Source organism: Streptomyces deserti, from assembly GCF_054782695.1.
This window is the reverse complement of sequence record NZ_BAAGRZ010000003.1, coordinates 63,828-89,494: the sequence shown is the minus strand read 5'-3', so window position 1 is coordinate 89,494 and position 25,667 is coordinate 63,828. Positions and strand designations below refer to the sequence as shown.

Below are 25,667 nucleotides of genomic sequence, written 5' to 3'. Positions count from 1 at the left end.
GCGGTGGCCATGACGGATGCGGCGATCGACTACGCGGCGGTGTTCCAGAGCCTGCCCGGCATGGTGGCGCTGCTCACGCCGGACCTGGTGTACGCGGACGTCAACGAGGAGTTCGTCCGCATGTCCGGGCGGACCCGCGAACAGCTGGTGGGCCGCTACCTGTTCGACGTCTTCCCGGACAACCCCAACGACCCCGCCGCGACCGGCATGCGCAACCTGGCGGCCTCGCTGTACCGGGTCCTGACCACCGGCGAGCGCGACGCCATGGCGTTGCAGCGCTACGACGTCGAGGACCCGACCCGGCCCGGTCAGTGGCAGGAGCGCTACTGGAGCCCGGTGAACGCTCCGGTGCACGGCCCCGACGGGAAGGTCGTCCTCATCGTGCACCGCGTCGAGGAGGTCACCGAGCTGATCCGGGCCCGTGGCCGCCCCGGCGGCGGCCGGGACCGGGTGCTGGAGGCCGAGCTGTACACGCGCGCACGTGAACTGCAGGAGGTCAACGAGCGCCTGCGCCAGGCGCACGCCCGGGAACGCGAGGTGGCGCTGGCCCTGCAGGAGGCGATGCTGCCCGCGCCCCGGCAGGTCGGCCACCACCCGGCCGCCGTGCGCTACCGGCCCGCCGTGGGCGCGCTCAACGTGTGCGGGGACTGGTACGACCTGGTCGACCTGGTCGGCGGCGACCGCATCGGCGTGTCCGTGGGCGACGTGGTCGGCCACGGGCTGGCGGCCGCCGGTGTCATGGGCCAGCTGCGCAGCGCGCTCAGCGCCGCCTCCCGGGTCGCCACGGGGCCCGCCCAGGCGCTGGACGTGCTCGGGCGCTACGCCCACGTGGTCGACGGCGCCGAGTCGGCGACCGCGGTCACGACCTTCATCGACTGCGGCCGCCACTCCATCACCTACAGCAGCGCCGGGCATCCCCCGCCCGCGCTGGTCCATCCCGACGGCCGCGTGGAGTTCCTCGACCAGGCCACCGACACACCGCTCGACGCCCGCCCCGACCCGATCCCGCGGCCCCAGGCCGGTACCACGTACACGGAGGGCGCCATCCTCGTGCTGTACACCGACGGCCTGATCGAACGGCGCCGCGAGGACATCGACACCGGGCTGGCCCGTCTCGCCGACTCCCTCAGCCGCCACCGGGACCAGGACCCCGAGACCCTGGCCGACACCGTGCTGCGGGAACTGCTGCCACCCGGCGGCGCCACCGACGACACGGCGCTGATCATCGTGCGGCTGTGACCCCTACGAGGGGCTCCGCTCATGGCCGAGCCGCCCGACCCGGTCCACGTTCTCCCGGTCCTCGGCGTCCCGGCTCGGCTCGCCCGCGAACCAGGCGTCGAGGATCTCCTTCAGCAGCGGCTCCGACGTCAGCCGCAGGCTGAGGGCCAGCACGTTGGCGTCGTTCCAGCGGCGCGCCCCATCCGCCGTGTAGGCGTCCGTGCACAGGGCGGCCCGTACGCCCGGCACCTTGTTCGCGGCGATCGAGGCGCCGGTGCCGGTCCAGCAGCACACCACCGCCTGGTCCGCCGTCCCGTCCGCGACCTCGCGGGCCGCCGCCTGGGTGCACACCGCCCACTGGGTGTCCTCCCCGGGGCGCAGGGCGCCGTGCGGCAGCACCTCGTGACCGCGGTCGCGCAGCTCGGCGACGAGGGAGCGGGCGACCGGTTCGTCCATGTCCGAGGAAACAGAGATCCGCATGCTTCGGAGACTACTCCGTGCGGCCACTCGACGCGGGTCCCGAAGGACCGTCTGATGAGTGGTCAGTACATCGGAGAAGAAACGGCCTGGTCCGGTCACGCGTAGTGTCGGGCGGCGGTGCCTGCACCTACACTGACAGCCCACGACATGCCGGTCGACCTGCTGGAACGCGGCGGCCCCGCCCACCCGCACGAGTCGAGGAGCGCCCTTGTTCTACCACCTGCTCAAATACGTGCTGCTGGGCCCGCTGCTGAGACTCGCCTTCCGGCCGCGCATCGAGGGCCTGGAGCACGTTCCGGAGTCGGGCCCGGCCATCGTCGCCGGCAACCATCTGTCGTTCTCGGACCACTTCCTGATGCCCGCGGTCCTCAGGCGGCGCATCACGTTCCTCGCCAAGAAGGAGTACTTCACGGGCCCCGGCCTCAAGGGCCGGCTCACCGCGGCCTTCTTCCGCAGCGCCGGGCAGATCCCGGTCGACCGCACCGGCAAGGAGGCGGGCCAGGCCGCGATCCGCGAGGGCCTCGGTGTGCTGAGCAAGGGGGAGCTGCTCGGTATCTACCCGGAGGGCACGCGCTCGCACGACGGCCGCCTGTACAAGGGCAAGGTCGGCGTCGCGGTGATGGCGCTCAAGGCGGGGGTTCCGGTCATTCCGTGCGCGATGATCGGCACCTTCGAGGCCCAGCCGCCGGGCAAGGTCATCCCCAACCTCCACCCCGTGGTGATCCGCTTCGGCGAGCCCCTCGACTTCTCCCGCTACACCGGCATGGAGAACGAGAAGGCCATCCTGCGCGCGGTCACCGACGAGATCATGTACGCGATCCTGTCCCTGTCCGGGCAGGAGTACGTCGACGAGTACGCGGCCGTCGTCAAGGCGCAGGAGACCGCGCGGCAGGCGGAGAGGGAACGCAGGTTCCCGCGGCTGCCGCTGAGTTGAGGTCTGCTGTCGGCAGAGCACCGTGGTGCGCCGGTCCCGCCCGGCCGTAGGGTCGCGGCATGCGACGTGCTGTGGTGATCGGAGCGACGGGCCAGATCGGCCGGCCGGTGGTGCACGCTTTGGCGCGGGACGGCTGGGAGGTGACGGCCGCGTCGCGCGGCGGGGGCCGGGACGCGAGCTGGCCGGGCGGGGTACGGGCGGTGCGGCTCGACCGGGAGGACGACGCGGCGCTGGCCGCGGTGCTCGGTGACGGCTGCGACACCGTGGTCGACATCGTCGCCTACGGGGCCCGGCACGCACGGCAGTTGACGGCCCTGGCCGACCGCATCGGCTCGGCGTGGTGATCTCCACCGTCTCGGTGTACGAGGACGCAAAGAGGCGCGGCTTCGACACGATGGCCGAGCCGGACGGCTTCCCCGAGTATCCCGTGCCGATCCCGGAGGACCAGCCGACGGTCCCGCCGGGCGACACCACGTACAGCACGGGCAAGGCGGCCCTGGAGCGCGAACTCCTCGCGGCGGGCGACCGGTTGCCGACGACACTGCTGCGCGCCGGCGCGATCCACGGGCCGTACAGCCCGCTCCCCCGCGAGCTCTATTTCGTGAAGCGCAACCTCGACGGCCGGCGTCGGCGGGTGCTCGCCCACGGTGGCGAGAGCCGGTTCCACCCGGCGGCCGCCCGCACCATCGCGGAGCTCGTCCGGCTGGCGGCGGCCCGGCCCGGCTCGCGGGCACTCAACGCCTGCGATCCCGAGGCGCCGACCGTGGCCGAGATCGGCGCGGCGATCGACGCGGTCATGGGGGCCGAGACCGGGACGGCTCTGCTGGACGGGCCGGAACCGGCGCCGTCCGTGGGGCGCTCGCCCTGGTCGGTGCCGCTCCCGGTGGTGTGCGACATGTCCGCGGCGCGGCGGGAGTTGGGCTACCGCCCGGTCGTGTCCTACACCGAGAGCCTGCCTAAGACCGTCGACTGGCTCACCCGCCGGCTGTCCGAGCGGGACTGGCGGGAGGCGTTCCCGATCCTCGCGCGGGTCTACCCCGGCCTCTTCGACTACGCGGCGGAGGACGCCTGGTTCGCGGCCTGAGCGGGCGCCTGGTTCGCGGCCTGAGCGGAGGACGCCTGGTTCGCGGCGTAGGCGAGGGGCGGCCGGAGTCCGAGTCCCCGGCCGCCCCTCACCGCCGTACGGAAGCCGCCTACGGCTTCGGCGTGGCGTGCGGGGCGCAGGTGACGTCCGCGCCGTCGAGCTCGCCGGTGAGCAGGTAGGTGTCCACGCGGGTGTTGACGCACGGGTTGGTCAGGCTGGTGACCCCGTGGGAACCCGCGTCCTTCTCGGTGATCAGGCGGGAGCCCTTGAACCGCTGGTGCAGTTCGACGGCACCCTCGTACGGGGTGGCCGCGTCACGCTCCGACTGGACGATCAGCACGGGCGGAAGTCCCTTGCGGGTCTTGACGTTCAGCGGCGTCTGCTGCTTGACGGGCCAGGTGGCGCAGGGCAGGTTCATCCAGGCGTTGGCCCAGGTCATGAACGGGTGGTCCCGGTGCAGCCGCGTATTGTCGCGGTCCCACCTCTTCCAGCTGGTGGGCCACTTGGCGTCGGCGCACTCGACGGCCGTGTAGACGGCGTTGCCGTTCTCGGAGGCGGCGTTGCCCGCGGTGTCGGACAAGTCCGGGGCGGCGGCGTCGACGAGCGCCTGGGTGTCACCGGCGAAGTACTTGCTCATCACCGTCGCGACCGGCACCCATGAGGAGTCGTAGTACGGGGCGCTCTGGAAGAAGGAGATCAGCTCGGCCGGGCCGACGACCCCGCCGATGGGGTTCTTCTTGGCCGTGGCGCGCAGTTCGAGCCACTTGGCCTGGACCTCGGCACGAGTGTCACCGAGGTGGAAGGCCGCGTCGTTCTTCGCGACCCAGTCCTGCCAGTCCTTCCAGCGCGTCTCGAAGGCGACGTCCTGGTCGAGGTTGGCCTGGTACCAGATCTTCTCCCGGGACGGGTTGACGACGCTGTCGACGACCATACGGCGCACATGGCCGGGGAAGAGGGTGCCGTAGACGGCACCGAGGTAGGTGCCGTAGGAGACGCCGAGGAAGTTGAGCTTCTTCTCGCCGAGCGCGGCGCGGATGACGTCGAGGTCGCGCGCGGTGTTCGGCGTGGTCATGTGCGGCAGCATGGCGCCGCTGCGCTCGTAGCAGCCCTCGGCGTACTCGCGGGCCAGCTTGCGCTGGGCGAGCTTGTCGGCCTCGGAGTCGGGCACCGGGTCCATCTTGGGCGCCTTGACGAACTCCTGCGGGTCGACGCAGGAGATGGGCGCGGACTTGCCGACGCCGCGCGGGTCGAAGCCCACGAAGTCATAGGCCTTGGCCACATTGGCCCAGAGGGGGTTCTTGGTGGTGACCCGGCGCGGGAAGCGCAGGCCGGAGCCGCCGGGGCCGCCCGGGTTGTAGACGAGCGCGCCCTGGCGCTCCGCCTTCGTCCCGGTGTTGGCTATCCGGTCCACGGCGAGTTTGATCTGCTTGCCGTAGGGCTTGGCGTAGTCGAGGGGCACGGTGACCCAGCCGCACTGGATCGGCTTCTCCAGCCCCCAGTCGGCGGGACAGTCCCGCCAGTCGATCCCGGTCTTCGCGGCCCGGGCGGCGGCGATCGCGACGCCCCGGTCCTCGCGGTCCTGCCGGTGGCCGGTGGCCGCGCCGGCGGTGGGTGCCGTGACGGCGCCGGCGATGAGGGTGGCCGCGACGATCGTGCCGGCCGAACCGAGCGCCAGGGTCCGGCTCTTCGCTCTCGTGTCCCTCAAGGGGGACCTCCCCGTACATGGTGACGAATGGGTACGGGGATCCTCGCGGCTGCGCGGCACCTGAGGACAGGGGGCGTTGACCTTCTTTGCCAATCCGATAAGCGGATAGGGATATCCCGCTATCCGGATGGGGATATCCCTCTGACGGCCTGTCAGCCCAGCGACGCCAGTGCCTCGTCCAGCATCCGGCGCAGCACCCGCCCGTCCGCCGCCACCGCCGTCACCAGCACGGCGGGCCCGGCCAGCGGCATCACGGCGGCGCTCTCCCCCAGCACCCGCGCCGTCACCGGCTGCGCCGAGAACTCCGGCCGGACAACGACGAGTTGGCCGACGGCCCGATGGCCCGCGAGTACGGCGGGACCGTCCCAGCCGCCCGGGGCGCCGGGACCGCAGGCCAGCTCCTGGTCGAGGACGGTGCGCCCGGCGATCCGCACGGTCAGCCGGCTGCCGAGCCGTCCGGGCTCCTCGCCGGTGCGCCCGAGCACCTGCTCCTCGCGCAGCACCAGCCGGGCCGTGGCACCGAGCTCGACGCGTGTCGTGACGTGCAGGTCGCTGCCCTGGGCGGAGATCAACTGCTCGGGCAGCCAGTGCAGTTCGGCCCCGTCGGCGACGGTGAGCCGTACGTCGTAGCGGGCCTCGCCCTTGGCCTGGCCCGGCAGCGCGATGGTGGCCGCGGCCGACCCGACGCGCAGCCGGGCCCCCTGCGCCACGTCCGCCGCCACGGTGAAGTGGTCCCCGCCGAGCGGCCCGCTCATGGCGCCGACGAGCATGACACGCGCCTCGGCACCGCTCCCCCGCGTCCGCCGCAGCGCCAGGGGGCCGTCGCTCTCCAGCACGGGCAGGGCGGTCCCGCCCCGGCCGTCGTCCCGGGCGAGGATCCGCGCGACGGCCCGCACCCCGGTCGTCCCGGTCATGCCGTCCACGCGGCGAGCTGCGCACGCACCCAGTCGGCGACGTCCCTCACCCCGGTCTCGCTCCTCAACGACTGGAAGACGACCGGCAGTTCGCCCCGCTGCGCCTTGGCGTCGGCGGCCATCCGGCCGAGGTCGGAGCCGACGTACGGCGCGAGGTCGGTCTTGTTGACGACGAGCAGGTCGGCGGTGGTCACACCGGGACCGCCCTTGCGGGGGATGTCGTCACCGCCGGCCACGTCGATCACGAAGATCTGCGCGTCGACGAGCCCCTTGGAGAAGGTCGCGGTGAGGTTGTCCCCACCCGACTCCACCAGGATGAGGTCCAGCGGCCCCACGGCGTCCTCCAGGTCCTCCACCGCCTCCAGGTTGGCGGAGATGTCGTCCCGGATCGCGGTGTGGGGGCAGGCGCCGGTCTCCACGGCGGTGATCCGCTCGGGCGGCAGCACGGCCTCCCGGAGCAGGAACTGGGCGTCCTCGCGGGTGTAGATGTCGTTGGTGACGACGGCCAGGGACAGCTCGTCCCGCAGGGCCCGGCAGAGCGCGGCGACAGTGGCCGTCTTGCCGGAGCCGACGGGGCCGCCGAGGCCGATCCGCAGGGCGCGGCGGCTGCCGTCGGGGCGCCGGGCGTCGGCGCTGAGGGCGGCGGGGCCGTCGTGGGGGTGGGAGTGGTCGAGGTGCATACGGGCGGCTCCAAAACTCTCTGGGTGGTGCCCTCGCTCTGGGCGGTGGCTCTTCAGCACGGACGGGGTTCATCCAGCCCGTCCGGCGTTCGAGGACGAGGCCGTTCAGGCCGACGGGGTCAGGGGCGAAGCCCCGGCGGGGTCAAGGGGCGAAGCCCCAAGGCGGGGTCAAGGGGCGGAGCCCCGGGCGGGGTCAAGGGGCAGAGCCCCGGGCTCTGGGTCAGCCTCCTGGCCCACCGATTCGCTCGGGTGGGTGGGCAAGAGACCCTCTACGACGCGAAGAGCCGCACAGGCCACGCCGCATGCACCTCCGCCCCGATCTCCAGCAGCGGAGCGGAAGCCGCGGGCAGCGCGTCGGCCCCCTCGTCGACCGCCCGCCGCGCCGCCTCCACCGCCCGATCCGCGACCAGGTCCATCTCCGGCGCCAGCCGCGCCAGCACGCCCGTCGCGTCGAAGGGATCCAGGCTCAGCAGCCGCACCGTCGCCGTCGCCGGGCCGCTGACGCTCTCGTACGCCGCGCAGTACGCGGCGTCGACCGGCCCCAGCCCGGCCGCCCGCGCCGCGAGCCCCAGCACCACCGGCTGATGCGCCCCCTTGGGAAACGCCCGGGCCACGGCATCGAGCTCCCCGGACGGCCAGGTCGCACGGGCGGCCCGCGTCAGCTGCCGCCCCAGCCTGCGCGCGGCGACGCGCAACGCGGGCGACGGCGTACGGGCGTCCGCGGCCGCGTCCAGCGCGACCGGGTCGATGCCCAGCGCCGCCGCCGTGGCCAGCGCCGCCGACACCAGCCCCGCCGTGTGCAGCCGCCCCCGGCAGAAGTCCGCGAGGCTCGCCGCCCCGGTGATCCGCCCGGCCTTGACCGCCGCCTCGGCCCCGCCGGAGTGCGCGTGCCCTCCGGCGGGAAAGCGGCCGTCGGCCAGGACGAGAAGTGCTGCTCGTGACATCAGAACACCCAGACGCCGTCAGAAGAGGAAGTACCGCTGTGCCATGGGCAGTTCGGCGGCCGGAGTGGCCTCGACCAGTTCCCCGTCGATGTGGACGGCGAAGCTATCGGGGTCGACGCGGACCTCGGGCCGCGCGTCGTTCTCCCGCATGTCCGCCTTGGTGACGCCCCGCGTCGACTCGATGGCCACGAACCGCTTCCCGAGCTCCAGCCGCTCCGGCAGCCCGTCCTCGAGGGCGAGCGGCGCCACGAAGTTGAACGAGTTGGACGCGGGCGCCCGTCCGATCGCCCCGTACATGGGGCGCGGCAGGATCGGCTGCGGGGTCGGGATGGAGGCGTTGGCGTCGCCCATCTGCGCGTACGCGATCTGCCCGCCCTTGATGACGAGCTGCGGCTTGACGCCGAAGAAGGCCGGCTCCCACAGCACCAGGTCGGCCAGCTTGCCGCTCTCGACGGAACCGATCTCCCCCGCCAGCCCCTGCGCGAGCGCCGGGTTGATCGTGTACTTGGCGACATAGCGGCGTACGCGGTGGTTGTCGGCGCGTCCGTCCCCCGGCAGTGCGCCCCTGCGCCGCTTCATCACATGGGCCGTCTGCCAGGTCCGCATGACGACCTCGCCCACCCGGCCCATGGCCTGCGAGTCGGAGGAGATGATCGAGATGGCGCCGAGGTCGTGCAGGATGTCCTCGGCCCCGATCGTGGACGGCCGGATCCGCGACTCGGCGAACGCCAGGTCTTCGGGCACCGCCGGGTTGAGGTGGTGGCACACCATCAGCATGTCGAGGTGTTCCTCGGCGGTGTTGACGGTGAACGGCCGGGTCGGGTTCGTCGAGCTGGGCAGCACGTGCGGCTCGGAGACCACGGTCATGATGTCCGGGGCGTGCCCGCCGCCCGCGCCCTCGGTGTGGTACGCGTGGATGCCGCGCCCCCCGATCGCGGCGAGGGTGTCACCGACGAAACCGGCCTCGTTGAGGGTGTCGGTGTGGATGGCGACCTGGATGCCGGTCCGCTCGGCGACCGTGAGCGAGGCGTCGATGACGGCCGGGGTCGAGCCCCAGTCCTCGTGCAGCTTCAGGCCGAGCGCGCCGCCCCGGATCTGCGACAGCATCGCCTCGTGGGAGACGGTGTTGCCCTTGCCGAGCAGGCCGATGTTGAGCGGGTAGGCCTCCATCGCCTCCAGCATCCGCGCCAGGTGCCAGGGGCCGGGCGTGACGGTGGTGGCCTTGGAGCCCTCGGCGGGGCCGGTGCCGCCGCCGACCAGCGTCGTGATGCCGGCCGACAGCGCCTCGTCGGCGATCTGCGGGCAGATGAAGTGGACGTGGGCGTCGATCGCGCCCGCCGTCAGGATCCGCCCATTACCGGCGATCACCTCGGTCTCCGGCCCGATCACCAGATCAGGATGCACGCCGTCCATCGTGTCCGGGTTGCCCGCCTTGCCGATCCCGGTGATCCGGCCGTCGCGGATGCCGACGTCGGCCTTGACGATGCCCCAGTGGTCGATGATCACCGCGCCGGTGATGACCGTGTCCGGGGTGCCCTCTGCGCGCGTAGCGCGCGCCTGGCCCATGGACTCGCGGATGACCTTGCCGCCGCCGAAGACGGCTTCGTCACCGGCGCGCCCGGGCCCGCCGGAACGGTCTTCCTCGATCTCGACCAGCAGATCGGTGTCGGCGAGCCGGATGCGGTCCCCGGTCGTCGGGCCGAACAGGTCTGCGTACGCGGTACGCGAGATCTCAGGCATCGAGGGCACCTCCGGTCTCGCCGCGCAGCCCCGGCACGATCCGGGCGCCGGTGAGCGGGACGAGTTCGACGTCGACGGGGATCCCGGGTTCGAAGCGGACGGCGGTGCCGGCGGCGACGTTCAGCCGCTTGCCGCGCGCGGCGGCGCGGTCGAACTCCAGACCGGGATTGGCCTCGGCGAAGTGGTAGTGGGAGCCGACCTGGACGGGCCGGTCGGCGGCGTTGAGGACGGTCAGCCGGGTGACCTCGCGGCCCTCGTTGTAGGCAATCGGGTCGTCGGCGAACAGGATCTCTCCGGGGATCACGGCGGCCTCCCCCGTCAGACGATCGGGTCGTGGACGGTGACGAGCTTGGTGCCGTCCGGGAAGGTGGCCTCCACCTGGACGTCGTGGATCATCTCCGGGACGCCCTCCATGACGTCGTCCCGGGTGAGCAGCCTGCGCCCGGAGGCCATGAGCTCGGCGACGGTACGGCCGTCACGCGCGCCCTCGAGGATGTGCGAGGTGATGAGGGCGACGGCCTCGGGGTGGTTGAGCTTGAGCCCACGGGCCCGGCGCTTCTCGGCCACGTCGGCCGCCACGTGGATCAGCAGCCTCTCTTGCTCGTGCGGGGTCAGTTGCACGTCCCACCTCACAGTCCTCGCTCCGGACCGTGCGGGGTCCGGTTGCCGCAGCCCCGGGGCAAAGTCCCTGGTGGCATGGATCGGCAGGCTAATTGGGCCGGGTTTCGGGCACGTTAACCGAGCTGTGATCCCTTCGGACCTCCGCACAGGCCCCGCACAGACCCCGCTCAGGCCTCCGTACGCGGGTCGCGCACGCTCATCAAGGCCCGCACTCCGTCCCGCAGGATCTCGGGCGGCATCTCACCGAACACCGCCATCTGCGCGGCGAAGCCCTGCGCGAGCGCGATCATCGCCCGTGCCATGGCGTCGGCGTCGGCGTCCTCGGCGATCAGGCCCGCGGCCTTGTAGCGCTCCACGACCCTGGCCCACGCGGCACGGACCCTGCCGTAGCCGGCGTGGATCGTGGCCGACAGGACGTCGCTGCGGGGCGCCTCGGTCCACACCTGGATCATCAGCCGGGGAAAGATCCACTCCCCGTCGTGCACGACGCCCGGCCGGGCCTCCTTCAGCCGGGCGAGGGTCCGGGGGATCAGCACGTCGGGCAGGGGCGGCGGGTTCTCCTCGGCCGCGCTCTCGTAGGTGCCGCCCACCACGTCGAGCACCTCGTCGACGATCGCGCCGATCAACTCCTCCTTGCCGCTGAAGTAGCGGTAGACGGCGCCCGCGGACAGGCCGACCTCCTTCAGCACGTCCTGCATGGACGTGGCGTGGAAGCCGTTGCGGGCGAAGCAGAGCGCGGCGCCGTCGAGGATCTGGCGGCGGCGGGCGTCGAGATGTTCCTGGGACACGCGGGCCATGGTCGACAACGTAGAACGAACATTCCTTCTTGACAAGACGGCATCCCGGGCGGACGGTGGAGGTACAGCGAAAACGAACGATCCTTCTTTTTGGATCGCGCATCTCCGAGGGAGACCCCATGTCCACCCCGTCCGCTACTCCGAAGAGGCCGGTCGCCCGCCGGCTGGTCGCGGTCGTCGTCCTCGTCCCCGTCCTCGCGGCGCTGGCCCTGTGGGCCTTCGCCTGGCCGGCCGCCCGCACCGCGCCCCGCGATCTGCCGCTCGGCGTGGCCGGGCCCGCCACAGCGGCGGCCCAGGTGGAGAAGCAACTGGAGCGGCGCGAGGGCGCCTTCGCGATCCACCGCTACGCCGACGAGGCCGCCGCCCGGGACGCCATCGAGGACCGGACGGTCTACGGCGCGGTCGTCGTCACCGACCGGGGCCCGAAGCTGCTCACCGCGTCGGCCGCGAGCCCGGTCGTCGCCCAGACGCTCCAGCAGGCCGTGGCCCAGCAGGCGGCGTCCGAGGGTGCGCGGGTCAGCACGGTCGACGTCGTGGCCGCCCCGGAGAACGACCCGCGCGGCGCGGTCCTGAACGCGAGCGTGCTGCCGCTCGCGCTGGCCGGTATCGCGGCGGGCTCGGTGGTCACGGTGCTGGGCCTGCGCGGCATGCGCGCCGTGGCGGCGCTGCTCGGCGCCTCCGCCCTGGCGGGTGTGGTCGCGGCGGCGGTCGCGCACAGCTGGCTCGACGTCCTGACGGGCGACTGGTGGGCGGAGGCCGCCGCGTTGGGGCTGTCGACGCTGGCCGTCGGCGGCGCCGTCGCCGGGCTCGCCGCCCTCGTCGGCACCGCGGGGCTCGGGATCGCGGCAGCCGTGGTGATGCTGTTCGGCAACCCGTTCTCCGGAGCCGCATCGGCTCCGCAGATGCTGCCGGAGCCGGCCGGCGCGATCGGCCAGTGGCTGCCGCCGGGGGCGGGCACGACCCTGCTGCGCTCGGTGGCGTACTTCGACGGCGCGGCGGCCACCGGCCCCGCCCTGACGCTGACCTGGTGGGCCGCCCTGGGCCTGGGCGCGGTGCTGCTCGGCAGCACCCTCAGCACGCGGGCGGCGAACCGTGCGGGCGCGGCCGACGAACGCAAGCTCGCACCCGTCGGCTGACCTGCGGCCCACAGAAAGCGACCGTGCGTCCCCGCTGTAGCGGACGGGGATGCGCGGTCTTTTCGTGTCGGCCCGTCAGGAGGGGTGGGGCCCCCGGTGCTGGGCCGCGATGCCGAAGCGCTGCTGTTCGCCGGGAGCGGACGCGACCTCCCGGACGGTGGAGACCGCGCTGATCACCTGCTCCTCCGCGGGCTCCTGCTGGTCTTCCAGTCGCCGCAGGTCATCGGCGGAGACGAGGGCGACGAGGGGCTTGCCGTGCCGGGTCACGACGACGCGTTCACCGCCGTACACCACGCGGTTGATCAGGTCGGCGAGCTCAGCCCTGGCTTGCGTCACCGGAATCTCGTAGGCCATACACCCATCATAACGTCATGTACGTCCTGTACATTTTTTACAGGGACAGTTCTGCCGGAGACAGTTCTGCCCGAGACAGCCCTGCCGGAAGGCAACTCCGCCGGACACACCTCCGCCGGAGACGGCACCGCCCGCGAGGAGGGGTTCGCCATGACCCGACCGTCCGCCCGCCACGTCCTGCCCGAGTTCACGGAGCGCACGGGCTTCGGGCAACGGACGATGGATCCGTACTCGAAGTTGATGGAGGAGCGGATCGTCATCCTCGGGACGCAGATCGACGAGACGTCGGCGAACGACGTGATGGCCCAGTTCATGTACCTCGAACACCAGGCCCCCGACCGGGACATCTCGCTCTACATCAACTCCCCCGGCGGCTCCTTCCACGCCATGGCGGCGATCTACGACACGATGCGGTACGTCACCTGCGACGTGGAGACGATCTGCCTGGGCCAGGCCGGCGCGAGCGCCTCGGTGCTGCTGGCGGCGGGCACGCCGGGCAAGCGATTCGTGCTGCCGGGCGCGCGTCTGGTGATCCATCAGCCCGAGGTGCCCGATCCGGTGCGCGGGCAGGCGAGCGATCTGGCGATCCAGGCCGACGAGCTGACGCGCATTCGGGCCCGCCTGGAGGAGATGCTCACGCGGCACACGGGCCGCTCGCGCGAGCAGGTCGGCGCGGACATCGAGCGGGACAAGGTCCTCGACGCCGAGGAAGCGGTGGAGTACGGCCTGGCCGACCGGATCGTCCCGAGCCGCAAAGCCACGCTCGCCCCGCCCACCGGGAGGTGAGCAGATGCTCCCACCCGAACTTCCGCCGCTGCCCGCGCTGACGCGCGCCGAGGCGGAGTTGATCGACCGTTACCTCGACGTCGTGGACCTGCTCGGCCGTATCAACCCGGCCCTGCCCGGCGACACCTACCGCGGACTGCGCGCCGCCCAGGCCCTGGTCGGCAAGGCGGTCGCCCTGCGGGACGCGCTGGCCGTGATGCACCAGCGGGGCGAGAGCGAACTGCACGCGGCCACGCTGGCCCGGGCGCTGCGGGTCCTGGACGGCGAACGGCGCACCGCCCGCGTCACCCTTCCTCCGGCCAACGGGATCTGACGCTCCCCCACCGGTCCGGACGCCCGCCCCATCGGCGAGGCGTCCGGGCCCGACTCCAAACGGACCGAACGACGTACCCCCTTTCGGAGTAGCCAGACCTACTGTTTTCGATCCGTCAGGCTTGCGCAACGCGCGTAGCTCACGGACGGAATGGGACATTCCGCCGCTGGTCCGAGCCCCCTCGGGCCCGTAGACAGCGACTCGAACACAACGCTGTCCACCCGAACGGGTGAGTGGTGAGTAACAACACAAATCCCCGGTTCCGTTGGGATTTTCGGACATCCATGAGTCAAGATCCGTGTCTGACGACAAGCCCCCGCCGCCGCGGCGGGGCGGTCCGGGCGGACGCCGAGTCCTGCCGCCGCCCGGATGACCGGTCGACAGGAGTGGATCGGCAGGAGTGGAGGACCCAAGCACGACGGGTCGCCGGAGCGTGAGTTCCGAGCAGCCCTTGGGGTGAAGCCGCAAGCTCGCTTGCGGCCGGGCTACTTCGCCAGCCCGAATCCGACAGGTCATCCTTCACAGGCGGCTGACGAAGGGTTGCGCATGACTGCGCTCAATCGTGTCCCGTCGCTGATGGCCCGAGCCGGTACGGCTTCGGCCCTGACCATCGCCGCCGTGGGCGGCTCGATCGTGGCTCCCGGATTCACCTCCGAGGCCCAGGCCGCCTCACCGGCGACCAAGGCGCTCCAGATCGCTGCCTCGAAGAAGGGCTCGCCCTACAAGTGGGGCGCCGCCGGACCGCACAGGTTCGACTGCTCGGGGCTCACGCTGTACTCGTTCAAGAAGGCGGGCAAGAAGCTGCCGCGTACGGCGGCCCAGCAGTACAACAAGACGCGCCACATCTCCGCCAAGAACCGCAAGGCGGGAGACCTGGTGTTCTTCCACTCGGGTCGCAACGTCTACCACGTCGGCATCTACGCGGGTAAGGGCAGGATCTGGCACTCCCCGAAGACCGGGGACGTGGTGCGGCTGCAGAAGATCTGGACCAAGAGCGTCTGGTACGGCCGGGTCAAGTGATCCGCGCGGGCGGCGGCGTCTCGGGGTGCCGCCGCCCCGCCGGGGCGTGATTCGGGCTCAGGTGGCTACTCGTGCCCCCATGGCCGAGCACCGTCCCTGCACCGCACGCAACGAGACGCCGCTGGAACGCGCCGACCGCAACTTCGTGGAACTGCTCCAGGAGCTGCGCGTCACCCAGACGGGCGTACAGATCCTGTTCGCCTTCCTGCTGTCACTCGCCTTCACGTCACGCTTCGAGTCCCTCGACACGGTCCAGCGCGTCACGTACGTCACGGCCCTCCTGCTGGCCGTCCTCGCCGCCGCGCTGTTCACCGCGCCGGCCGCGCTGCACCGCTCCCTGTTCCAGAAGGGCGCGAAGCCGCGCATCGTGCAGGTCTCCTCACGGCTCGCCACCATCGGCCTGGTGGTGCTGGTCTTCGCGTTCAGCGGATCGGTCACGCTGGTCGTGGACGTGACGACCGGCCGGGCCGGTGGACTCGCCGCGGGCGCGGCGACCTTCCTCGTCTGTGCCGGCCTGTGGGGGCTGCTTCCCCGGCTCGTGCGCCGCGCGGGCCTGGCCGACGCGGCCCACGACACTTCCCAGGGCCCGGATCCGGTCCAGGACGCCGTCAGGGCGCCGCACCCAGCGGTTCGAGGAGGAGAACGGCGCCCAGAGCCGTCAGTGCGGTACCGGTGACGCCCTCGACGACCCGAGCGGCGCGCGGTCCGCGCAGCCACCGGCCGAGGCGGTCCACCAGCAGGGCCACGGCCGGGAACCACACCAGGGCGAGCACGACCACGATCAGCGCGAGCAGCAGCGTCCGGGGCAGCGCGGGACTGCCCGCGGGCACGAACTGCGGCAGCAGGCTGAGGAACGTGATGGGCGCCTTGGGGTTGAGCGCGTTCGTCACGAAGCCCTGCCGCAGCGGGCGCAGGGCGGACCTGCCGTCGTCCTCGACGGCCGCGCTCCGCGGCTGCCGCAGCGCCCACAGGGTCCGTACGCCCAGGTACAGCACATAGGCACCGCCCAGCAGTTGCAGCGCGCGGAACAGTGCCGGGACGGCGGCCAGCACCGCGGCGACCCCCGCCACCGCGAGCGCCGTGTGCAGGAGCAGCCCGGCCGCGATGCCGAGCGCGCACGCGACACCGGCCCGGCGCGACACCAGCGCGTTGCGCACGACGACGGTGAAATCGGCGCCCGGCATGGCGACCATGCCCGCGGCGACCCCGGTGAAGGCGATGAGCTGTGCGTCCATGCGACCAGCCTGCCGGGCCCGGGCCTTCAGCAGGTATGTCGAATAAGCTCCGTGAGCCTTAAGCAGTGCTTTACGCCTCCGGAGGACGAGACATGTACGACCCGACCCGGCTCGCCGCGCTGGTCGCCGTCGCCGAGGCCGGTTCGATCACGCGGGCCGCCGAGCGGCTCGGTTACACTCCGCCCGCGCTCTCCCAGCAACTGGCCAAGCTGGAACGGGAGGCGGGCACGGCCCTGCTGGTCCGGCATCACCGCGGGGCGCGGCTCACGGGCGCGGGCGAACTGCTGGTGGCGCGGGCCCGCCGCGTCCTCGACGAACTGGAGCAGGCCCGGCACGAACTGGCGCGGCTGACCGGCCTCACGGGAGGCACCCTCCGGCTCGGCACCTTTCAGACGGCGGGCATCCATCTGCTGCCGCCGGTGCTCAGCGCGTTTCACCGGGCGTATCCGGATGTGGCGCTGACCGTCGCGGACTACGAACCGCCGACCGGTGTCGCCGCGGTCGCCGCCGGTGAGATCGACCTGGCGCTGACGCACACGTACGAACCCGCCGATCCGGTCCGGCTGCCCGGAGCGGTCCGTGCGGAACCTGTCCTCGTCGAGGAGCTGGTCCTGGTGACCGCCCCGGGGCACGCCCTCACCAGCGGTACGTCACGGCTGCCGCTGGCGGAGCTCGCCGGGCAGCCGCTGATCAGCATGGCGCCGGACCATCCGGCCCGGCAGGGCGTCGAGGCGGCCCTGGCCAGCGCCGGGGCCACCCCGTCGGTGGTGGTCGCGACGCCCGGATACGCCCTGGTGTGCGCGCTGGTCAGCGCGGGGCTCGGGGTCGGTGTCGTACCGGAGATGGTGGCGCGGACGGCGGCCACCCCGGTCGGGACGCGCCCGCTGGAGCCGGGAGAGCTGCGCCGCACCATCTCGGTCGTGCACCGCGCGGACGAGGCGGCACCGGCCGCCGACGCGTTCCGGGCGCTGCTGCGCGGCGCGTTCGGCCGCGCCCGGCGGACCCACCAGGGGTGAGATCCACCGGATTCGCCAGGTTGACCGGGCTTACGACTCCTGCTGGCCCGCCGCCGGTACCGGTGCCGTCGGCAGGGTCCACGGCAGTTCGACGGAGACCGTCTTGCCGCCCGACCGGGTGGGGCGGATGCGCAGTCTGCCGCCGCATTCCGCGGTCAGGCACCGGATGATCACCATGCCCCGACCGTTGTCCTGCTGGACTGCGGCGGGCAGCCGCTTGGGAAAGCGCGGGTGGCTGTCGGTCACGCCGATGCGCAGCTGCTCGTCACGGTCGAGGGCGACGTCCACCGTGAAGGTCGGCGACTGGCCGAAGGTGTGCTGGACGGCGTTGGTGGCGAGTTCGGAGATGATGAGCCGGACGGTGTCGGACACTTCCGTGTCCGCCGGCATGCCCCACTCCGCCAGCGTGCCCACCACATAGGCGCGGGCGGCGGAGACCGAGGCGGGATCGCTCGGCAGAGTGACGGAGGCTTCCAAATGGTCTGCCATGGCGACGTCGTCCCTTTCCCCCGGGACCGCAGTCCGACACGGAGACGGATGGTTCGAGTACGGTCCCGGACTGGTGCTTCGCCCGCCAGACTGCCATCACCACCCCGGCGAAGGACGGCGATCCACCAAGATATGCATATATCTGTCGCTCAAAGCGGTGAACTCTACGACGGAAGACCGTATTTGGGCGCCTCGGAAGGAGTAAGGAGAAGCCCATGCAGCACGGTCCCGCGGTGCGCCGCCGGAAGCTGGGCGCCGAACTGCGCGCGCTGCGCACCTCAGCGGGGCTCACCAGTGGTGAGGCCGCCCGGCTGGTGGGCTGGCACCAGTCGAAAGTCAGCCGGATCGAGACCGGCACGAGCGGGGTGAAACCGGCCGATGTGCGGTTACTCCTCGACGCCTACGGCGTGGTCGAGACCCAACTGCGGGAGTTGCTGCTGGTGTTGGCGGGGTCGGAGGACCCCGGCGGCCGGCACCACTGGTGGCACGCCTACCGCGGGGTCCTGCCGCCGACCTACCGCGACTTCATCAGCCTGGAGTCCCAGGCCGGCGCGATGCGCACGCTGGAGACCACCGTCGTCCCCGGGCTGTTGCAGACGCCCGAGTACGCACGGGCGGTGACGCGGGCCGCCGTGGAGGGCCTGTCGGAGGAACGGCTCGACACCCTGGTCGAGGTACGGCTGGCCCGGCAGGACGTGCTGCGCGCCGATCCGCCGCTGGAACTGAACGCCGTCCTGGACGAGGCGGTGCTGCGCCGGGAGGTCGGCGGGCCCGGTGTGATGGCCCGGCAGCTGACGCGGCTGGTCGAGGAGGCGCAGCTGCCCCACGTACGGCTCCAGGTCCTGCCGTTCGCCGCCGGGGCGCACATCGGAGTCACAGGGCCTTTCGTAATTTTGTCATTTCCGCACACTTCTGATCTGGACGTTGTTGTTCTCGACCACTTGACGAGTAGCCTCTATCTCGAACGGAAAGAAGACCTCCAGGCCTACACGGAGGCCTTCAACGCCCTTCAGATCCACGCCCTTTCGCCCGAGGAATCGTTGGATTTCATCGCCGGGATAGCTGCCGGCGCGTAAGGAGGCACCATGCGTGCATTGCCTCGGACCATCCCCTCCAGCACCGATCTGCCCGACGTGCGGTGGCTGCGCAGCAGCTACAGCACCGGCGCGAACAACTGCGTAGAGACGGCCCGTCCGGCCTCCGGCCCCTGGGCCGGGCTGCTCGCCGTGCGGGACTCCAAGGACCCGGCCGGGCCCGCGCTGCTCTTCTCCCCCGGGAGCTGGACGCGGTTCACGGCCGCGCTCCGGTGATCCCTGACCTGTCCCTCAGCCGACCTGTCCCTCACCCGCGACGCACGGCCGTGCACGCCGACTCATGGCCGCGTTTCGCCGATCACCCGTACGGCGCGTTCGATCTGCTCCCCGGAGAGGTCGCCACGGGCGGTCAACCTCAGCCGTGAGATGCCGTCGGGCACGGAAGGAGGACGGAAGCAGCCCACGGCCAGTCCGGCCGCCCGGCAGTCGGCCGCCCACCGCACGGCTCCCTCCGGGGAGGGCGCGCGCACGGAGACGACCGCGGCGTCCGGACGGACCGCCTCCAGGCCGGCGGCCGTCAGGCGGGTGTGCAGCTCGCCCGCCACGGCCCGCGCTCGCGCCGCACGCTGCGGTTCGCGGCGCAGCAGCCTCAGTGCCGCCAGGGCCGCCCCCGCCGCGCCGGGGGCGAGGCCCGTGTCGAAGATGAAGGTCCGGGCCGCGTTGACCAGGTGGTCGATGACCCGGGCGGGGCCGAGGACGGCTCCGCCCTGGCTGCCGAGCGACTTGGACAGCGTGACCGTCACGACGACGTCGTCGGCGCCCGCGAGTCCCGCCGCGTGCGGGGCTCCGCGGCCGCCGTCGCCGAGCACACCCAGGCCGTGGGCGTCGTCGACCACCAGCCCCGCGCCGTGCTCCCGGCATGCCTCGGCGAGCTCGGCGAGCGGGGCCGCGTCGCCGTCGACCGAGAAGACCGTGTCGGACACGGCGATCGCGGGCCCGTCGTGCGTCCGCAGCGCCTTGCGCACGGCGTCCGGGTCGGCGTGCGCCACGACCTGCGTGGTGCCCCGGGCCAGCCGGCAGCCGTCGATCAGCGAGGCGTGGTTGCCCGCGTCGGAGACGATCAGCGAGCCGTGCGGGGCCAGCGCGGTGACCGCGGCGAGGTTGGCCGCGTAGCCGGAGGAGAAGACGAGGGCCGCTTCGAAGCCGCAGAAATCGGCCAGTTCGCGTTCCAGCTCGGTGTGCAGCTCGGTGGTGCCGGTGACGAGCCGGGAGCCGGTCGCGCCGCCGCCCCAGGTCCGCGCGGCCCGCGCGGCACCCTCGGTGACCTCCGGGTGACGGGCCAGGCCCAGGTAGTCGTTGCTCGCGAGATCGAGGAGCGGCGCGTCGGCCGGGCGCGGGCGCAGGGTCCGTACGAGACCCGCGCGGCGGCGCAGTTCCGCCTGCTCGTCGATCCAGCCGAACACCATGGGTCCTCCGGGGGAATTTGTAGGCAGTGCACAGACACTAGCGGCCCGGCCCGCAGGCCAGGATGTGGCGATACCCACACGTCGAAGCGCCTCTGTTGTGCGAAGTCTCCTTGGCCCGGGGCGGCTCCGTACGACAGGATCAGCTCCCATGGACCTGCTGAACACGCTGGTGGACAAGGGGCTGCGGCGCGAGACGCCGACCCGCGAGGAGGCGCTGGCCGTCCTCGCCACGCCCGACGACGACCTGCTCGATGTGGTGGCCGCGGCCGGAAAGGTGCGCCGGCACTGGTTCGGCCGACGGGTGAAACTCAACTATCTCGTCAACCTCAAGTCCGGCCTGTGCCCGGAGGACTGCTCCTACTGCTCCCAGCGGCTCGGCTCCAAGGCCGGGATCCTGAAGTACACCTGGCTGAAACCCGACCAGGCCTCCCAGGCCGCGGCCGCCGGTGTGGCCGGGGGTGCCAAGCGGGTGTGTCTGGTGGCCAGCGGACGGGGGCCGACCGACCGGGACGTCGACCGGGTCTCCGAGACCATCAAGACGATCAAGGAGCAGAACGAGGGCGTCGAGGTGTGCGCCTGTCTGGGGCTGCTCTCCGACGGCCAGGCGGAGCGGCTGCGCGAGGCGGGCGCCGACGCCTACAACCACAACCTGAACACGTCCGAGGCGACGTACGGGGACATCACCACCACCCACACCTACGCCGACCGGGTGGACACCGTCCAGAAGGCGCACGCGGCGGGCCTGTCCGCCTGCTCGGGTCTGATCGCCGGGATGGGCGAGACGGACGAGGACCTGGTGGACGTGGTCTTCGCGCTGCGCGAGCTGGACCCGGACTCGGTTCCGGTCAACTTCCTGATCCCGTTCGAGGGCACCCCGCTGGCCAAGGAGTGGCACCTGACCCCGCAGCGCTGCCTGCGGATCCTGGCGATGGTCCGGTTCGTGTGCCCGGACGTCGAGGTGCGCATCGCGGGCGGCCGTGAGGTCCATCTGCGCTCCATGCAGCCGCTCGCCCTGCACCTGGCCAACTCGATCTTCCTCGGTGACTACCTCACCAGCGAGGGCCAGGCGGGCAGGGCCGACCTGGAGATGATCGCGGACGCCGGGTTCGAGGTGGAGGGCACCGACCAGGTGACGCTGCCGGAGCACCGCACCTCCGGGGGCTGCCACGAGGGCGGCGGGTGCGGCTCCGAGGAGGGCGGCAAAGTCTGCGGTTCCGCACCTGCTCCGCGGGTCGACGAGCCCAGGCCCGACCTGGTCGCCGTCCGCCGCCGGGGCGCCGGAACGGATATCGCGCCCAATGCCTGAGCTGAGCGTGCCGGAGCTGCTGGAGCTCGACCGTCGGCACGTGTGGCATCCGTACGGCCCCATGCCCGGTCGTCAGGAGCCGCTCGTCGTGGAGGCGGCGAGCGGGGTGCGGCTGAAGCTGGCCGACGGCTCGGGCGAGCTGGTCGACGGCATGTCCTCCTGGTGGTCGGCGATCCACGGCTACAACCACCCGGTGCTGAACGAGGCCGCGCGCGAGCAGCTGGCGCGGATGAGCCACGTGATGTTCGGCGGGCTCACCCACGAGCCCGCCGTACGCCTGGCGAAGCTCCTTGTCGACATGTCGCCCGAGGGTCTGGAGCACGTCTTCCTCGCCGACTCCGGGTCGGTGTCGGTCGAGGTCGCGGTCAAGATGTGCCTGCAGTACTGGCGCTCGCTGGACCGTCCGGGCAAGCAACGGCTGCTGACCTGGCGCGGCGGCTACCACGGCGACACCTGGCAGCCGATGTCGGTGTGCGACCCCGAGGGCGGCATGCACGAGCTGTGGACCGGGGTGCTCCAGCGCCAGGTGTTCGCGGACCCGCCGCCGGCGCGGTACGAGGAGTCGTACGCCGATCATCTGCGGTCGCTGATCGAGCGGCACGCCGACGAGCTGGCAGCGGTGATCGTGGAGCCGGTGGTGCAGGGCGCGGGCGGGATGCGGTTCCACTCCCCCGCCTATCTGCGGGTGCTGCGCGAGGCGTGCGACGCCCACGGCGTGCTGCTGGTCTTCGACGAGATCGCGACCGGATTCGGGCGCACGGGCGCGCTGTTCGCGGCGGAGCACGCCGCCGTGACGCCCGATGTGATGTGCGTGGGCAAGGCACTGACCGGCGGCTATGTGACCATGGCGGCGACGCTGTGCACCTCCCGGGTGGCCGACGGCATCTCGCGGGGCGAGGTGCCGGTGCTCGCCCACGGGCCGACCTTCATGGGCAACCCGCTGGCGGCGGCCGTCGCCTGCGCCTCGATCGAGCTGCTCCTCGGGCAGGACTGGCTCGCGGAGGTCAAGCGGATCGAGGCCGGGCTGCGGGAGGGCCTGTCGGCGGCCTCGGGCCTCCCCGGGGTGAAGGACGTACGGGTCCTCGGCGCCATCGGGGTCGTGCAGCTCGACCACGCGGTCGACATGGCGGCGGCGACCCGGGCCGCCGTCCGGGAGGGCGTGTGGCTGCGGCCGTTCCGCGACCTGATCTACACGATGCCGCCGTACGTCACGGGCGACGCGGACGTGGCGCGAATCGCGCGCGCGGTGTGCGCGGCGGCGCGGGAGGGATGACATGCCGGTACTGGTGATCACGGGCACGGGTACGGAGGTCGGCAAGACGGTCGTGACGGCCGCCGTCGCCGCGACGGCGCTGGCGGCCGGCCGGTCCGTGGCCGTGCTGAAGGCCGCGCAGACGGGTGTACGGCCGGACGAGCCCGGGGACGCCGCCGAGGTCGCGCGGCTCGCGGGTGCCGTGACGACGGCCGAACTCGCCCGGTACCCCGAGCCGTTGGCGCCGGCCACGGCCGCCCGCCGGGCCGGTCGCGCGCCGGTGCACCCGCACGAGGTCGCGGAGGCCGCCGCCAAGCTGGCCACCGAGCACGACCTCGTGCTCGTCGAGGGCGCGGGCGGACTGCTCGTACGGTTCGACGCGGCGGGCGGCACGCTGGCGGACGCGGCGCAGCTGCTGTCGGCGCCGGTCCTGGTGGTGGCGACCGCGGGGCTCGGCACGCTGAACACGACGGAGCTGACGGCACGTGAGCTCCGCTCCCGGGGGCTGGAGTCGCCCGGGATCGTGATCGGCAGCTGGCCCGCCGAGCCCGACCTCGCCTCACGCTGCAACCTGGTGGATCTGCCGGACGTGGCCGGGACACCCCTGCTCGGCGCCGTGCCCGCCGGGGTGGCGGCCCTCGACCCGGCCGAGTTCCGGGCGGCGGCTCCGCACTGGCTGGCACCGCGGCTCGACGGCACATGGGACGCGGAGGCGTTCCGCGTACGGCAGGCACCCTGACGGTCCGGGCGTGCACGGCGGGGGTGCGTGGGGTCCGTACGGGGGACAATCACCCTGAGGCCCGTCCTGCCGAGGAGGTTCCCATGCCGCTGCGGTCTGCCGGGAGGGCGCGGGATGCCGTGCACCACCCCCTGTTCGCCCGCTACTACGCCCGGGTCAGCGTGGCCGCCGAGACCAGAGCCGGCATGGCTGGGGTGCGGGACCGGCTGCTCGCCGGGCTGTCGGGGCGGGTGATCGAGGTCGGCGCCGGCAACGGCCTGAACTTCGCGCACTACCCGGGCACCGTCTCCGAGGTCGTCGCCATCGAACCGGAGCGGATGCTGCGGAAGTTGGCGGTGGAGGCGGCCCTGCGGGCGGAGGTGCCGGTGGACGTGGCGCCGGGTGCGGCGGAGGCGCTGCCGGTCAAAAGCGAGGCCTTCGACGCGGCGGTGGTCTCGCTGGTGCTGTGCAGTGTGCGGGACGTGCCGCGGGCGCTCGGGGAGCTGCGGCGTGTGCTGCGGCCGGGCGGCGAGGTGCGGTTCTTCGAGCACGGCGTGGGCGGCGGCCGGGCGATGACACTCACCCAGCGCGCGCTGGACCGGACGCTGTGGCCGGTGCTGAACGGCGGCTGCCACTTGTCCCGGGACCCGGTCGCGGCGCTGCGGGAGGCCGGGTTCGAACTCGGCCCCTACCGGCGGACGCTGATGCCGGAGAAGGGGCCGAGGCTGCCCACCTCGTACTGCGTGCTGGGCACCGCGTGGCGGCCCGGGCCGGAGTAGCTCACAGGCTCCACTGGCGCAGTTCTTCCGCGATGTCGTACACCGACGCCTCACCGCTGCTGACCAGCCGGGCCAGGTCGCGGACCTGCTCGGGCGAGGTGGTGACCTTCAGGCCGCTGGCGACGAGGTAGGCGTACGCGACGGCGGAGGCGAACAGGGCGTTGGAGCGTTCCAGCGCGGGCACGTGGACGAGGAGCTGGAGCAGCGCGGCGGCACGCGCGTGCGGGCTGTCGTAGACGGGGACGTCGAATATCTCGGCCTGGTGGCGTGCGACGGCGGCGACGAGGGCGCCCCAGTCGGTGACCTGGGGGTCTCCGGGCGTCCGCTGTTCGGCGAGCATGAGCAGCCAGGCGAGGTCGATTCTGAGGTTGTTCAACGGATCAGCGGCGCGGCTCGCCGACCTCCTCGGCGAACACCTTCTCGTACTGCTTCATGAAGTCGGCGGCGGCCTCCACGAAGGTGTGGCCGGCTTCCCCGGTGTCCTGCCGGACCAGCTCCTCGATGTAGCGGTTGACGCTCATGCCGCGCGCCAGGGCGCGTTCGCGGGCCGCGCGGGCGGTCTCCTCGTCCACGCGCACGTTCAGCTGGGTCTTCGCCATACCTCGACGCTAGCGTCGAGACGCTAGCACCGGCAAGGGGCTCGCCCGGTCGGTGAAGCGTGTCCCTTACACCGGTATCGGGGGCCCGACCTGGGGTGGAGACGCACCCGGGACCCACGGGGGATACCAGGTGTGGGACGGATCACATTACCCTCGGCCGGGACGAGGAAGTCCGTACGTCCATCCCGAGGAGGCGGCCTTGTCCACACCTGCTGCGGAGCACGCCCCGGGCCTCGGGTCGGCCGACGGGACCGCGGCCCGCGCCCGCGGTCTGACCAAGGCGTACGGCTCGGGCGAGACGGCGGTGCTCGCCCTGGACTCGGTGGACGTGGACATCGCGCGCGGCCGTTTCACCGCGGTGATGGGGCCGTCGGGCTCGGGGAAGTCCACGCTGATGCACTGCCTGGCGGGGCTCGACACGGTCTCGGCCGGGCGGGTGTGGATCGGCGACACCGAGATCACGGGTCTGAGGGAACGCGAGCTGACCCGGCTGCGGCGGGACCGGGTCGGTTTCATGTTCCAGTCGTTCAACCTCATCCCGACCCTGAACGCGCTGGAGAACATCACCCTGCCCATGGACATCGCGGGCAAGAAACCCGACGAGAAGTGGCTGGACGAGGTCATCGACACGCTCGGCCTCAGGGACCGCCTGGGGCACCGGCCGTCGCAGTTGTCCGGCGGGCAGCAGCAGCGCGTGGCGTGCGCGCGGGCGCTGGCCTCCCGGCCCGAGCTGATCTTCGCGGACGAGCCGACCGGCAACCTCGACTCACGCGCCGGGCTGGAGGTCCTCGGCATCCTGCGCGAAGCCGTGGACACCCTCGGGCAGACGGTCGTCATGGTCACCCACGACCCGGGCGCCGCAGCCCACTCCGACCTGGTGCTCTTCCTCGCGGACGGCCGGATCGTCGACGAGATGCGCCGGCCCACGGCGGAGTCGGTGCTGGAGCGGATGAAGCGGTTCGACGTGATCCGCGTCCAGGCCGACGACGGCGGCCCGGCACCCGGAGCCGTCCCGGCGGACAGACCGTCACCCGAGGAGAACTGACC

30 protein-coding genes, 1 pseudogene and 1 riboswitch are annotated in these 25,667 nt (G+C 72.4%); of the genes and pseudogenes, 16 read left to right on the top strand and 15 right to left on the bottom strand.

What is annotated here, in order from left to right; translation table 11 throughout:
- Positions 1-9 precede the first annotated feature (9 nt).
- A complete protein-coding gene (locus tag ACYVMZ_RS08675; protein ID WP_461077307.1) occupies positions 10-1,239 on the top strand; it encodes a PP2C family protein-serine/threonine phosphatase in 1,230 nt (409 codons plus the stop codon).
- 3 nt (positions 1,240-1,242) lie between these two features.
- Here ACYVMZ_RS08675 and ACYVMZ_RS08670 read toward each other — a convergent pair whose 3' ends face one another.
- The gene (locus ACYVMZ_RS08670; protein ID WP_461077305.1) at positions 1,243-1,698 is read right to left on the bottom strand and encodes an RpiB/LacA/LacB family sugar-phosphate isomerase; all 456 of its coding nucleotides are present in this window, start codon (positions 1,696-1,698) and stop codon (positions 1,243-1,245) included.
- 208 nt (positions 1,699-1,906) lie between these two features.
- On the opposite strand from ACYVMZ_RS08670, the gene ACYVMZ_RS08665 reads away from it, so the two are divergent.
- Both ACYVMZ_RS08665 and ACYVMZ_RS08660 read left to right on the top strand, forming a co-directional pair.
- Positions 1,907-2,632 carry a lysophospholipid acyltransferase family protein gene (locus ACYVMZ_RS08665; RefSeq protein ID WP_461077303.1) on the top strand — a complete coding sequence of 242 codons (726 nt, stop codon included), beginning with the start codon at positions 1,907-1,909 and terminating at the stop codon, positions 2,630-2,632.
- Positions 2,633-2,691: 59 nt separating this feature from the next.
- A pseudogene (locus ACYVMZ_RS08660) lies at positions 2,692-3,716 on the top strand (NAD-dependent epimerase/dehydratase family protein).
- 109 nt (positions 3,717-3,825) lie between these two features.
- On the opposite strand, the gene ACYVMZ_RS08655 reads toward ACYVMZ_RS08660, so the two are convergent.
- The 8 genes from ACYVMZ_RS08655 to ACYVMZ_RS08620 form a co-directional block, all read right to left on the bottom strand.
- Complete coding sequence (locus tag ACYVMZ_RS08655; protein ID WP_461077301.1) at positions 3,826-5,421, bottom strand: alpha/beta hydrolase; 1,596 nt, start codon at positions 5,419-5,421, stop codon at positions 3,826-3,828.
- A 152-nt stretch (positions 5,422-5,573) separates the two neighbouring features.
- Positions 5,574-6,335, bottom strand: a complete 762-nt coding sequence (locus ACYVMZ_RS08650) for an urease accessory protein UreD (protein ID WP_461077299.1) — start codon at positions 6,333-6,335, stop codon at positions 5,574-5,576.
- Positions 6,332-7,015, bottom strand: coding sequence for an urease accessory protein UreG (gene ureG / locus ACYVMZ_RS08645; RefSeq protein ID WP_461077297.1), 684 nt, complete (start codon positions 7,013-7,015; stop codon positions 6,332-6,334). Before ureG ends, ACYVMZ_RS08650 begins: the two co-directional genes overlap by 4 nt.
- Before the next feature lie 269 nt (positions 7,016-7,284).
- Positions 7,285-7,959 (bottom strand): urease accessory protein UreF, encoded by a 675-nt coding sequence (locus ACYVMZ_RS08640; RefSeq protein ID WP_461077295.1) that lies wholly within the window; start codon positions 7,957-7,959, stop codon positions 7,285-7,287.
- A gap of 18 nt (positions 7,960-7,977) precedes the next feature.
- Positions 7,978-9,699, bottom strand: coding sequence for an urease subunit alpha (locus ACYVMZ_RS08635; protein WP_461077293.1), 1,722 nt, complete (start codon positions 9,697-9,699; stop codon positions 7,978-7,980).
- Positions 9,692-10,003: an urease subunit beta gene (locus tag ACYVMZ_RS08630; RefSeq protein WP_461077291.1), complete on the bottom strand. Its 312-nt coding sequence runs from the start codon at positions 10,001-10,003 to the stop codon at positions 9,692-9,694. Before ACYVMZ_RS08630 ends, ACYVMZ_RS08635 begins: the two co-directional genes overlap by 8 nt.
- A gap of 14 nt (positions 10,004-10,017) precedes the next feature.
- Complete coding sequence (locus ACYVMZ_RS08625) at positions 10,018-10,320, bottom strand: urease subunit gamma (protein ID WP_461077289.1); 303 nt, start codon at positions 10,318-10,320, stop codon at positions 10,018-10,020.
- A 167-nt stretch (positions 10,321-10,487) separates the two neighbouring features.
- Complete coding sequence (locus tag ACYVMZ_RS08620) at positions 10,488-11,117, bottom strand: TetR/AcrR family transcriptional regulator (RefSeq protein WP_461077287.1); 630 nt, start codon at positions 11,115-11,117, stop codon at positions 10,488-10,490.
- A 119-nt stretch (positions 11,118-11,236) separates the two neighbouring features.
- Between ACYVMZ_RS08620 and ACYVMZ_RS08615 the strand changes: the two genes are divergently transcribed.
- Positions 11,237-12,253, top strand: coding sequence for an ABC transporter permease (locus ACYVMZ_RS08615; protein WP_461077285.1), 1,017 nt, complete (start codon positions 11,237-11,239; stop codon positions 12,251-12,253).
- Positions 12,254-12,328: 75 nt separating this feature from the next.
- Here the strand turns inward: ACYVMZ_RS08615 and ACYVMZ_RS08610 are convergent, their stop codons facing one another.
- Positions 12,329-12,607, bottom strand: coding sequence for a type II toxin-antitoxin system Phd/YefM family antitoxin (locus ACYVMZ_RS08610; RefSeq protein ID WP_461077283.1), 279 nt, complete (start codon positions 12,605-12,607; stop codon positions 12,329-12,331).
- A 150-nt stretch (positions 12,608-12,757) separates the two neighbouring features.
- On the opposite strand from ACYVMZ_RS08610, the gene ACYVMZ_RS08605 reads away from it, so the two are divergent.
- The 4 genes from ACYVMZ_RS08605 to ACYVMZ_RS08590 all read left to right on the top strand — a co-directional run bounded on the left by ACYVMZ_RS08605 (position 12,758) and on the right by ACYVMZ_RS08590 (position 15,402).
- Entirely contained in the window at positions 12,758-13,393 is a 636-nt protein-coding gene (locus tag ACYVMZ_RS08605) for an ATP-dependent Clp protease proteolytic subunit (RefSeq protein ID WP_461077281.1), read from the top strand.
- A gap of 4 nt (positions 13,394-13,397) precedes the next feature.
- Positions 13,398-13,706: a hypothetical protein gene (locus ACYVMZ_RS08600; RefSeq protein WP_461077279.1), complete on the top strand. Its 309-nt coding sequence runs from the start codon at positions 13,398-13,400 to the stop codon at positions 13,704-13,706.
- 352 nt (positions 13,707-14,058) lie between these two features.
- A riboswitch (cyclic di-AMP (ydaO/yuaA leader) is annotated at positions 14,059-14,249 on the top strand.
- A 3-nt stretch (positions 14,250-14,252) separates the two neighbouring features.
- Positions 14,253-14,726, top strand: coding sequence for a C40 family peptidase (locus tag ACYVMZ_RS08595; protein WP_461077277.1), 474 nt, complete (start codon positions 14,253-14,255; stop codon positions 14,724-14,726).
- A 79-nt stretch (positions 14,727-14,805) separates the two neighbouring features.
- Entirely contained in the window at positions 14,806-15,402 is a 597-nt protein-coding gene (locus tag ACYVMZ_RS08590; protein WP_461077275.1) for a DUF6328 family protein, read from the top strand.
- Here the strand turns inward: ACYVMZ_RS08590 and ACYVMZ_RS08585 are convergent.
- Positions 15,335-15,961, bottom strand: a complete 627-nt coding sequence (locus tag ACYVMZ_RS08585) for a LysE family translocator (protein WP_461077273.1) — start codon at positions 15,959-15,961, stop codon at positions 15,335-15,337. The genes ACYVMZ_RS08590 and ACYVMZ_RS08585 overlap by 68 nt on opposite strands.
- Before the next feature lie 92 nt (positions 15,962-16,053).
- Between ACYVMZ_RS08585 and ACYVMZ_RS08580 the strand changes: the two genes are divergently transcribed.
- Entirely contained in the window at positions 16,054-16,977 is a 924-nt protein-coding gene (locus ACYVMZ_RS08580; protein ID WP_461077271.1) for a LysR family transcriptional regulator, read from the top strand.
- A 30-nt stretch (positions 16,978-17,007) separates the two neighbouring features.
- On the opposite strand, the gene ACYVMZ_RS08575 is transcribed toward ACYVMZ_RS08580, so the two are convergent.
- Entirely contained in the window at positions 17,008-17,466 is a 459-nt protein-coding gene (locus ACYVMZ_RS08575; protein WP_461077269.1) for an ATP-binding protein, read from the bottom strand.
- Between the two features lie 215 nt (positions 17,467-17,681).
- Here ACYVMZ_RS08575 and ACYVMZ_RS08570 point away from each other — a divergent pair, with 215 nt between their 5' ends.
- Together ACYVMZ_RS08570 and ACYVMZ_RS08565 are read left to right on the top strand one after the other, a co-directional pair.
- Positions 17,682-18,542 (top strand): helix-turn-helix domain-containing protein, encoded by an 861-nt coding sequence (locus ACYVMZ_RS08570; protein WP_461077267.1) that lies wholly within the window; start codon positions 17,682-17,684, stop codon positions 18,540-18,542.
- 9 nt (positions 18,543-18,551) lie between these two features.
- Positions 18,552-18,776 carry a DUF397 domain-containing protein gene (locus tag ACYVMZ_RS08565; RefSeq protein ID WP_461077265.1) on the top strand — a complete coding sequence of 75 codons (225 nt, stop codon included), beginning with the start codon at positions 18,552-18,554 and terminating at the stop codon, positions 18,774-18,776.
- A gap of 62 nt (positions 18,777-18,838) precedes the next feature.
- Here the strand turns inward: ACYVMZ_RS08565 and ACYVMZ_RS08560 are convergent, their stop codons facing one another.
- The gene (locus ACYVMZ_RS08560; protein ID WP_461077263.1) at positions 18,839-19,966 is read right to left on the bottom strand and encodes an 8-amino-7-oxononanoate synthase; all 1,128 of its coding nucleotides are present in this window, start codon (positions 19,964-19,966) and stop codon (positions 18,839-18,841) included.
- A 148-nt stretch (positions 19,967-20,114) separates the two neighbouring features.
- Between ACYVMZ_RS08560 and bioB the strand changes: the two genes are divergently transcribed.
- From bioB to ACYVMZ_RS08540, 4 genes are all read left to right on the top strand, one after another.
- Complete coding sequence (bioB, locus tag ACYVMZ_RS08555) at positions 20,115-21,272, top strand: biotin synthase BioB (protein WP_461077261.1); 1,158 nt, start codon at positions 20,115-20,117, stop codon at positions 21,270-21,272.
- Positions 21,265-22,545, top strand: coding sequence for an adenosylmethionine--8-amino-7-oxononanoate transaminase (locus ACYVMZ_RS08550; RefSeq protein ID WP_461077259.1), 1,281 nt, complete (start codon positions 21,265-21,267; stop codon positions 22,543-22,545). Before bioB ends, ACYVMZ_RS08550 begins: the two co-directional genes overlap by 8 nt.
- Before the next feature lies 1 nt (position 22,546).
- Complete coding sequence (gene bioD / locus ACYVMZ_RS08545) at positions 22,547-23,263, top strand: dethiobiotin synthase (RefSeq protein ID WP_461077257.1); 717 nt, start codon at positions 22,547-22,549, stop codon at positions 23,261-23,263.
- Between the two features lie 83 nt (positions 23,264-23,346).
- Entirely contained in the window at positions 23,347-24,021 is a 675-nt protein-coding gene (locus ACYVMZ_RS08540; protein WP_461077255.1) for a class I SAM-dependent methyltransferase, read from the top strand.
- 1 nt (position 24,022) lies between these two features.
- On the opposite strand, the gene ACYVMZ_RS08535 is transcribed toward ACYVMZ_RS08540, so the two are convergent.
- Positions 24,023-24,397: a fic family toxin-antitoxin system, toxin component gene (locus ACYVMZ_RS08535; RefSeq protein ID WP_461077253.1), complete on the bottom strand. Its 375-nt coding sequence runs from the start codon at positions 24,395-24,397 to the stop codon at positions 24,023-24,025.
- 4 nt (positions 24,398-24,401) lie between these two features.
- The gene (locus tag ACYVMZ_RS08530; protein ID WP_461077251.1) at positions 24,402-24,620 is read right to left on the bottom strand and encodes a toxin-antitoxin system HicB family antitoxin; all 219 of its coding nucleotides are present in this window, start codon (positions 24,618-24,620) and stop codon (positions 24,402-24,404) included.
- 199 nt (positions 24,621-24,819) lie between these two features.
- Between ACYVMZ_RS08530 and ACYVMZ_RS08525 the strand changes: the two genes are divergently transcribed.
- Positions 24,820-25,665: an ABC transporter ATP-binding protein gene (locus tag ACYVMZ_RS08525; protein WP_461077249.1), complete on the top strand. Its 846-nt coding sequence runs from the start codon at positions 24,820-24,822 to the stop codon at positions 25,663-25,665.
- Positions 25,666-25,667 lie beyond the last annotated feature (2 nt).

Excerpts from the sequence above, each read along its gene's own strand:
- ACYVMZ_RS08540 (WP_461077255.1), top strand. The coding sequence starts at position 23,347 with ATGCCGCTGCGGTCTGCCGGGAGGGCGCGGGATGCCGTGCACCACCCC.
- ACYVMZ_RS08530 (WP_461077251.1), bottom strand. The coding sequence starts at position 24,620 with ATGGCGAAGACCCAGCTGAACGTGCGCGTGGACGAGGAGACCGCCCGC.
- ACYVMZ_RS08585 (WP_461077273.1), bottom strand. The coding sequence starts at position 15,961 with ATGGACGCACAGCTCATCGCCTTCACCGGGGTCGCCGCGGGCATGGTC.
- ACYVMZ_RS08565 (WP_461077265.1), top strand. The coding sequence starts at position 18,552 with ATGCGTGCATTGCCTCGGACCATCCCCTCCAGCACCGATCTGCCCGAC.
- ACYVMZ_RS08600 (WP_461077279.1), top strand. The coding sequence starts at position 13,398 with ATGCTCCCACCCGAACTTCCGCCGCTGCCCGCGCTGACGCGCGCCGAG.
- ACYVMZ_RS08560 (WP_461077263.1), bottom strand. The coding sequence starts at position 19,966 with ATGGTGTTCGGCTGGATCGACGAGCAGGCGGAACTGCGCCGCCGCGCG.
- ACYVMZ_RS08575 (WP_461077269.1), bottom strand. The coding sequence starts at position 17,466 with ATGGCAGACCATTTGGAAGCCTCCGTCACTCTGCCGAGCGATCCCGCC.
- ACYVMZ_RS08640 (WP_461077295.1), bottom strand. The coding sequence starts at position 7,959 with ATGTCACGAGCAGCACTTCTCGTCCTGGCCGACGGCCGCTTTCCCGCC.
- ACYVMZ_RS08595 (WP_461077277.1), top strand. The coding sequence starts at position 14,253 with ATGACTGCGCTCAATCGTGTCCCGTCGCTGATGGCCCGAGCCGGTACG.
- ACYVMZ_RS08650 (WP_461077299.1), bottom strand. The coding sequence starts at position 6,335 with ATGACCGGGACGACCGGGGTGCGGGCCGTCGCGCGGATCCTCGCCCGG.
- ACYVMZ_RS08580 (WP_461077271.1), top strand. The coding sequence starts at position 16,054 with ATGTACGACCCGACCCGGCTCGCCGCGCTGGTCGCCGTCGCCGAGGCC.
- ACYVMZ_RS08590 (WP_461077275.1), top strand. The coding sequence starts at position 14,806 with ATGGCCGAGCACCGTCCCTGCACCGCACGCAACGAGACGCCGCTGGAA.
- ACYVMZ_RS08550 (WP_461077259.1), top strand. The coding sequence starts at position 21,265 with ATGCCTGAGCTGAGCGTGCCGGAGCTGCTGGAGCTCGACCGTCGGCAC.
- ACYVMZ_RS08675 (WP_461077307.1), top strand. The coding sequence starts at position 10 with ATGACGGATGCGGCGATCGACTACGCGGCGGTGTTCCAGAGCCTGCCC.
- ACYVMZ_RS08670 (WP_461077305.1), bottom strand. The coding sequence starts at position 1,698 with ATGCGGATCTCTGTTTCCTCGGACATGGACGAACCGGTCGCCCGCTCC.
- ureG (WP_461077297.1), bottom strand. The coding sequence starts at position 7,015 with ATGCACCTCGACCACTCCCACCCCCACGACGGCCCCGCCGCCCTCAGC.
- ACYVMZ_RS08615 (WP_461077285.1), top strand. The coding sequence starts at position 11,237 with ATGTCCACCCCGTCCGCTACTCCGAAGAGGCCGGTCGCCCGCCGGCTG.
- ACYVMZ_RS08605 (WP_461077281.1), top strand. The coding sequence starts at position 12,758 with ATGACCCGACCGTCCGCCCGCCACGTCCTGCCCGAGTTCACGGAGCGC.
- ACYVMZ_RS08610 (WP_461077283.1), bottom strand. The coding sequence starts at position 12,607 with ATGGCCTACGAGATTCCGGTGACGCAAGCCAGGGCTGAGCTCGCCGAC.
- bioD (WP_461077257.1), top strand. The coding sequence starts at position 22,547 with ATGCCGGTACTGGTGATCACGGGCACGGGTACGGAGGTCGGCAAGACG.
- bioB (WP_461077261.1), top strand. The coding sequence starts at position 20,115 with ATGGACCTGCTGAACACGCTGGTGGACAAGGGGCTGCGGCGCGAGACG.
- ACYVMZ_RS08570 (WP_461077267.1), top strand. The coding sequence starts at position 17,682 with ATGCAGCACGGTCCCGCGGTGCGCCGCCGGAAGCTGGGCGCCGAACTG.
- ACYVMZ_RS08620 (WP_461077287.1), bottom strand. The coding sequence starts at position 11,117 with ATGGCCCGCGTGTCCCAGGAACATCTCGACGCCCGCCGCCGCCAGATC.
- ACYVMZ_RS08635 (WP_461077293.1), bottom strand. The coding sequence starts at position 9,699 with ATGCCTGAGATCTCGCGTACCGCGTACGCAGACCTGTTCGGCCCGACG.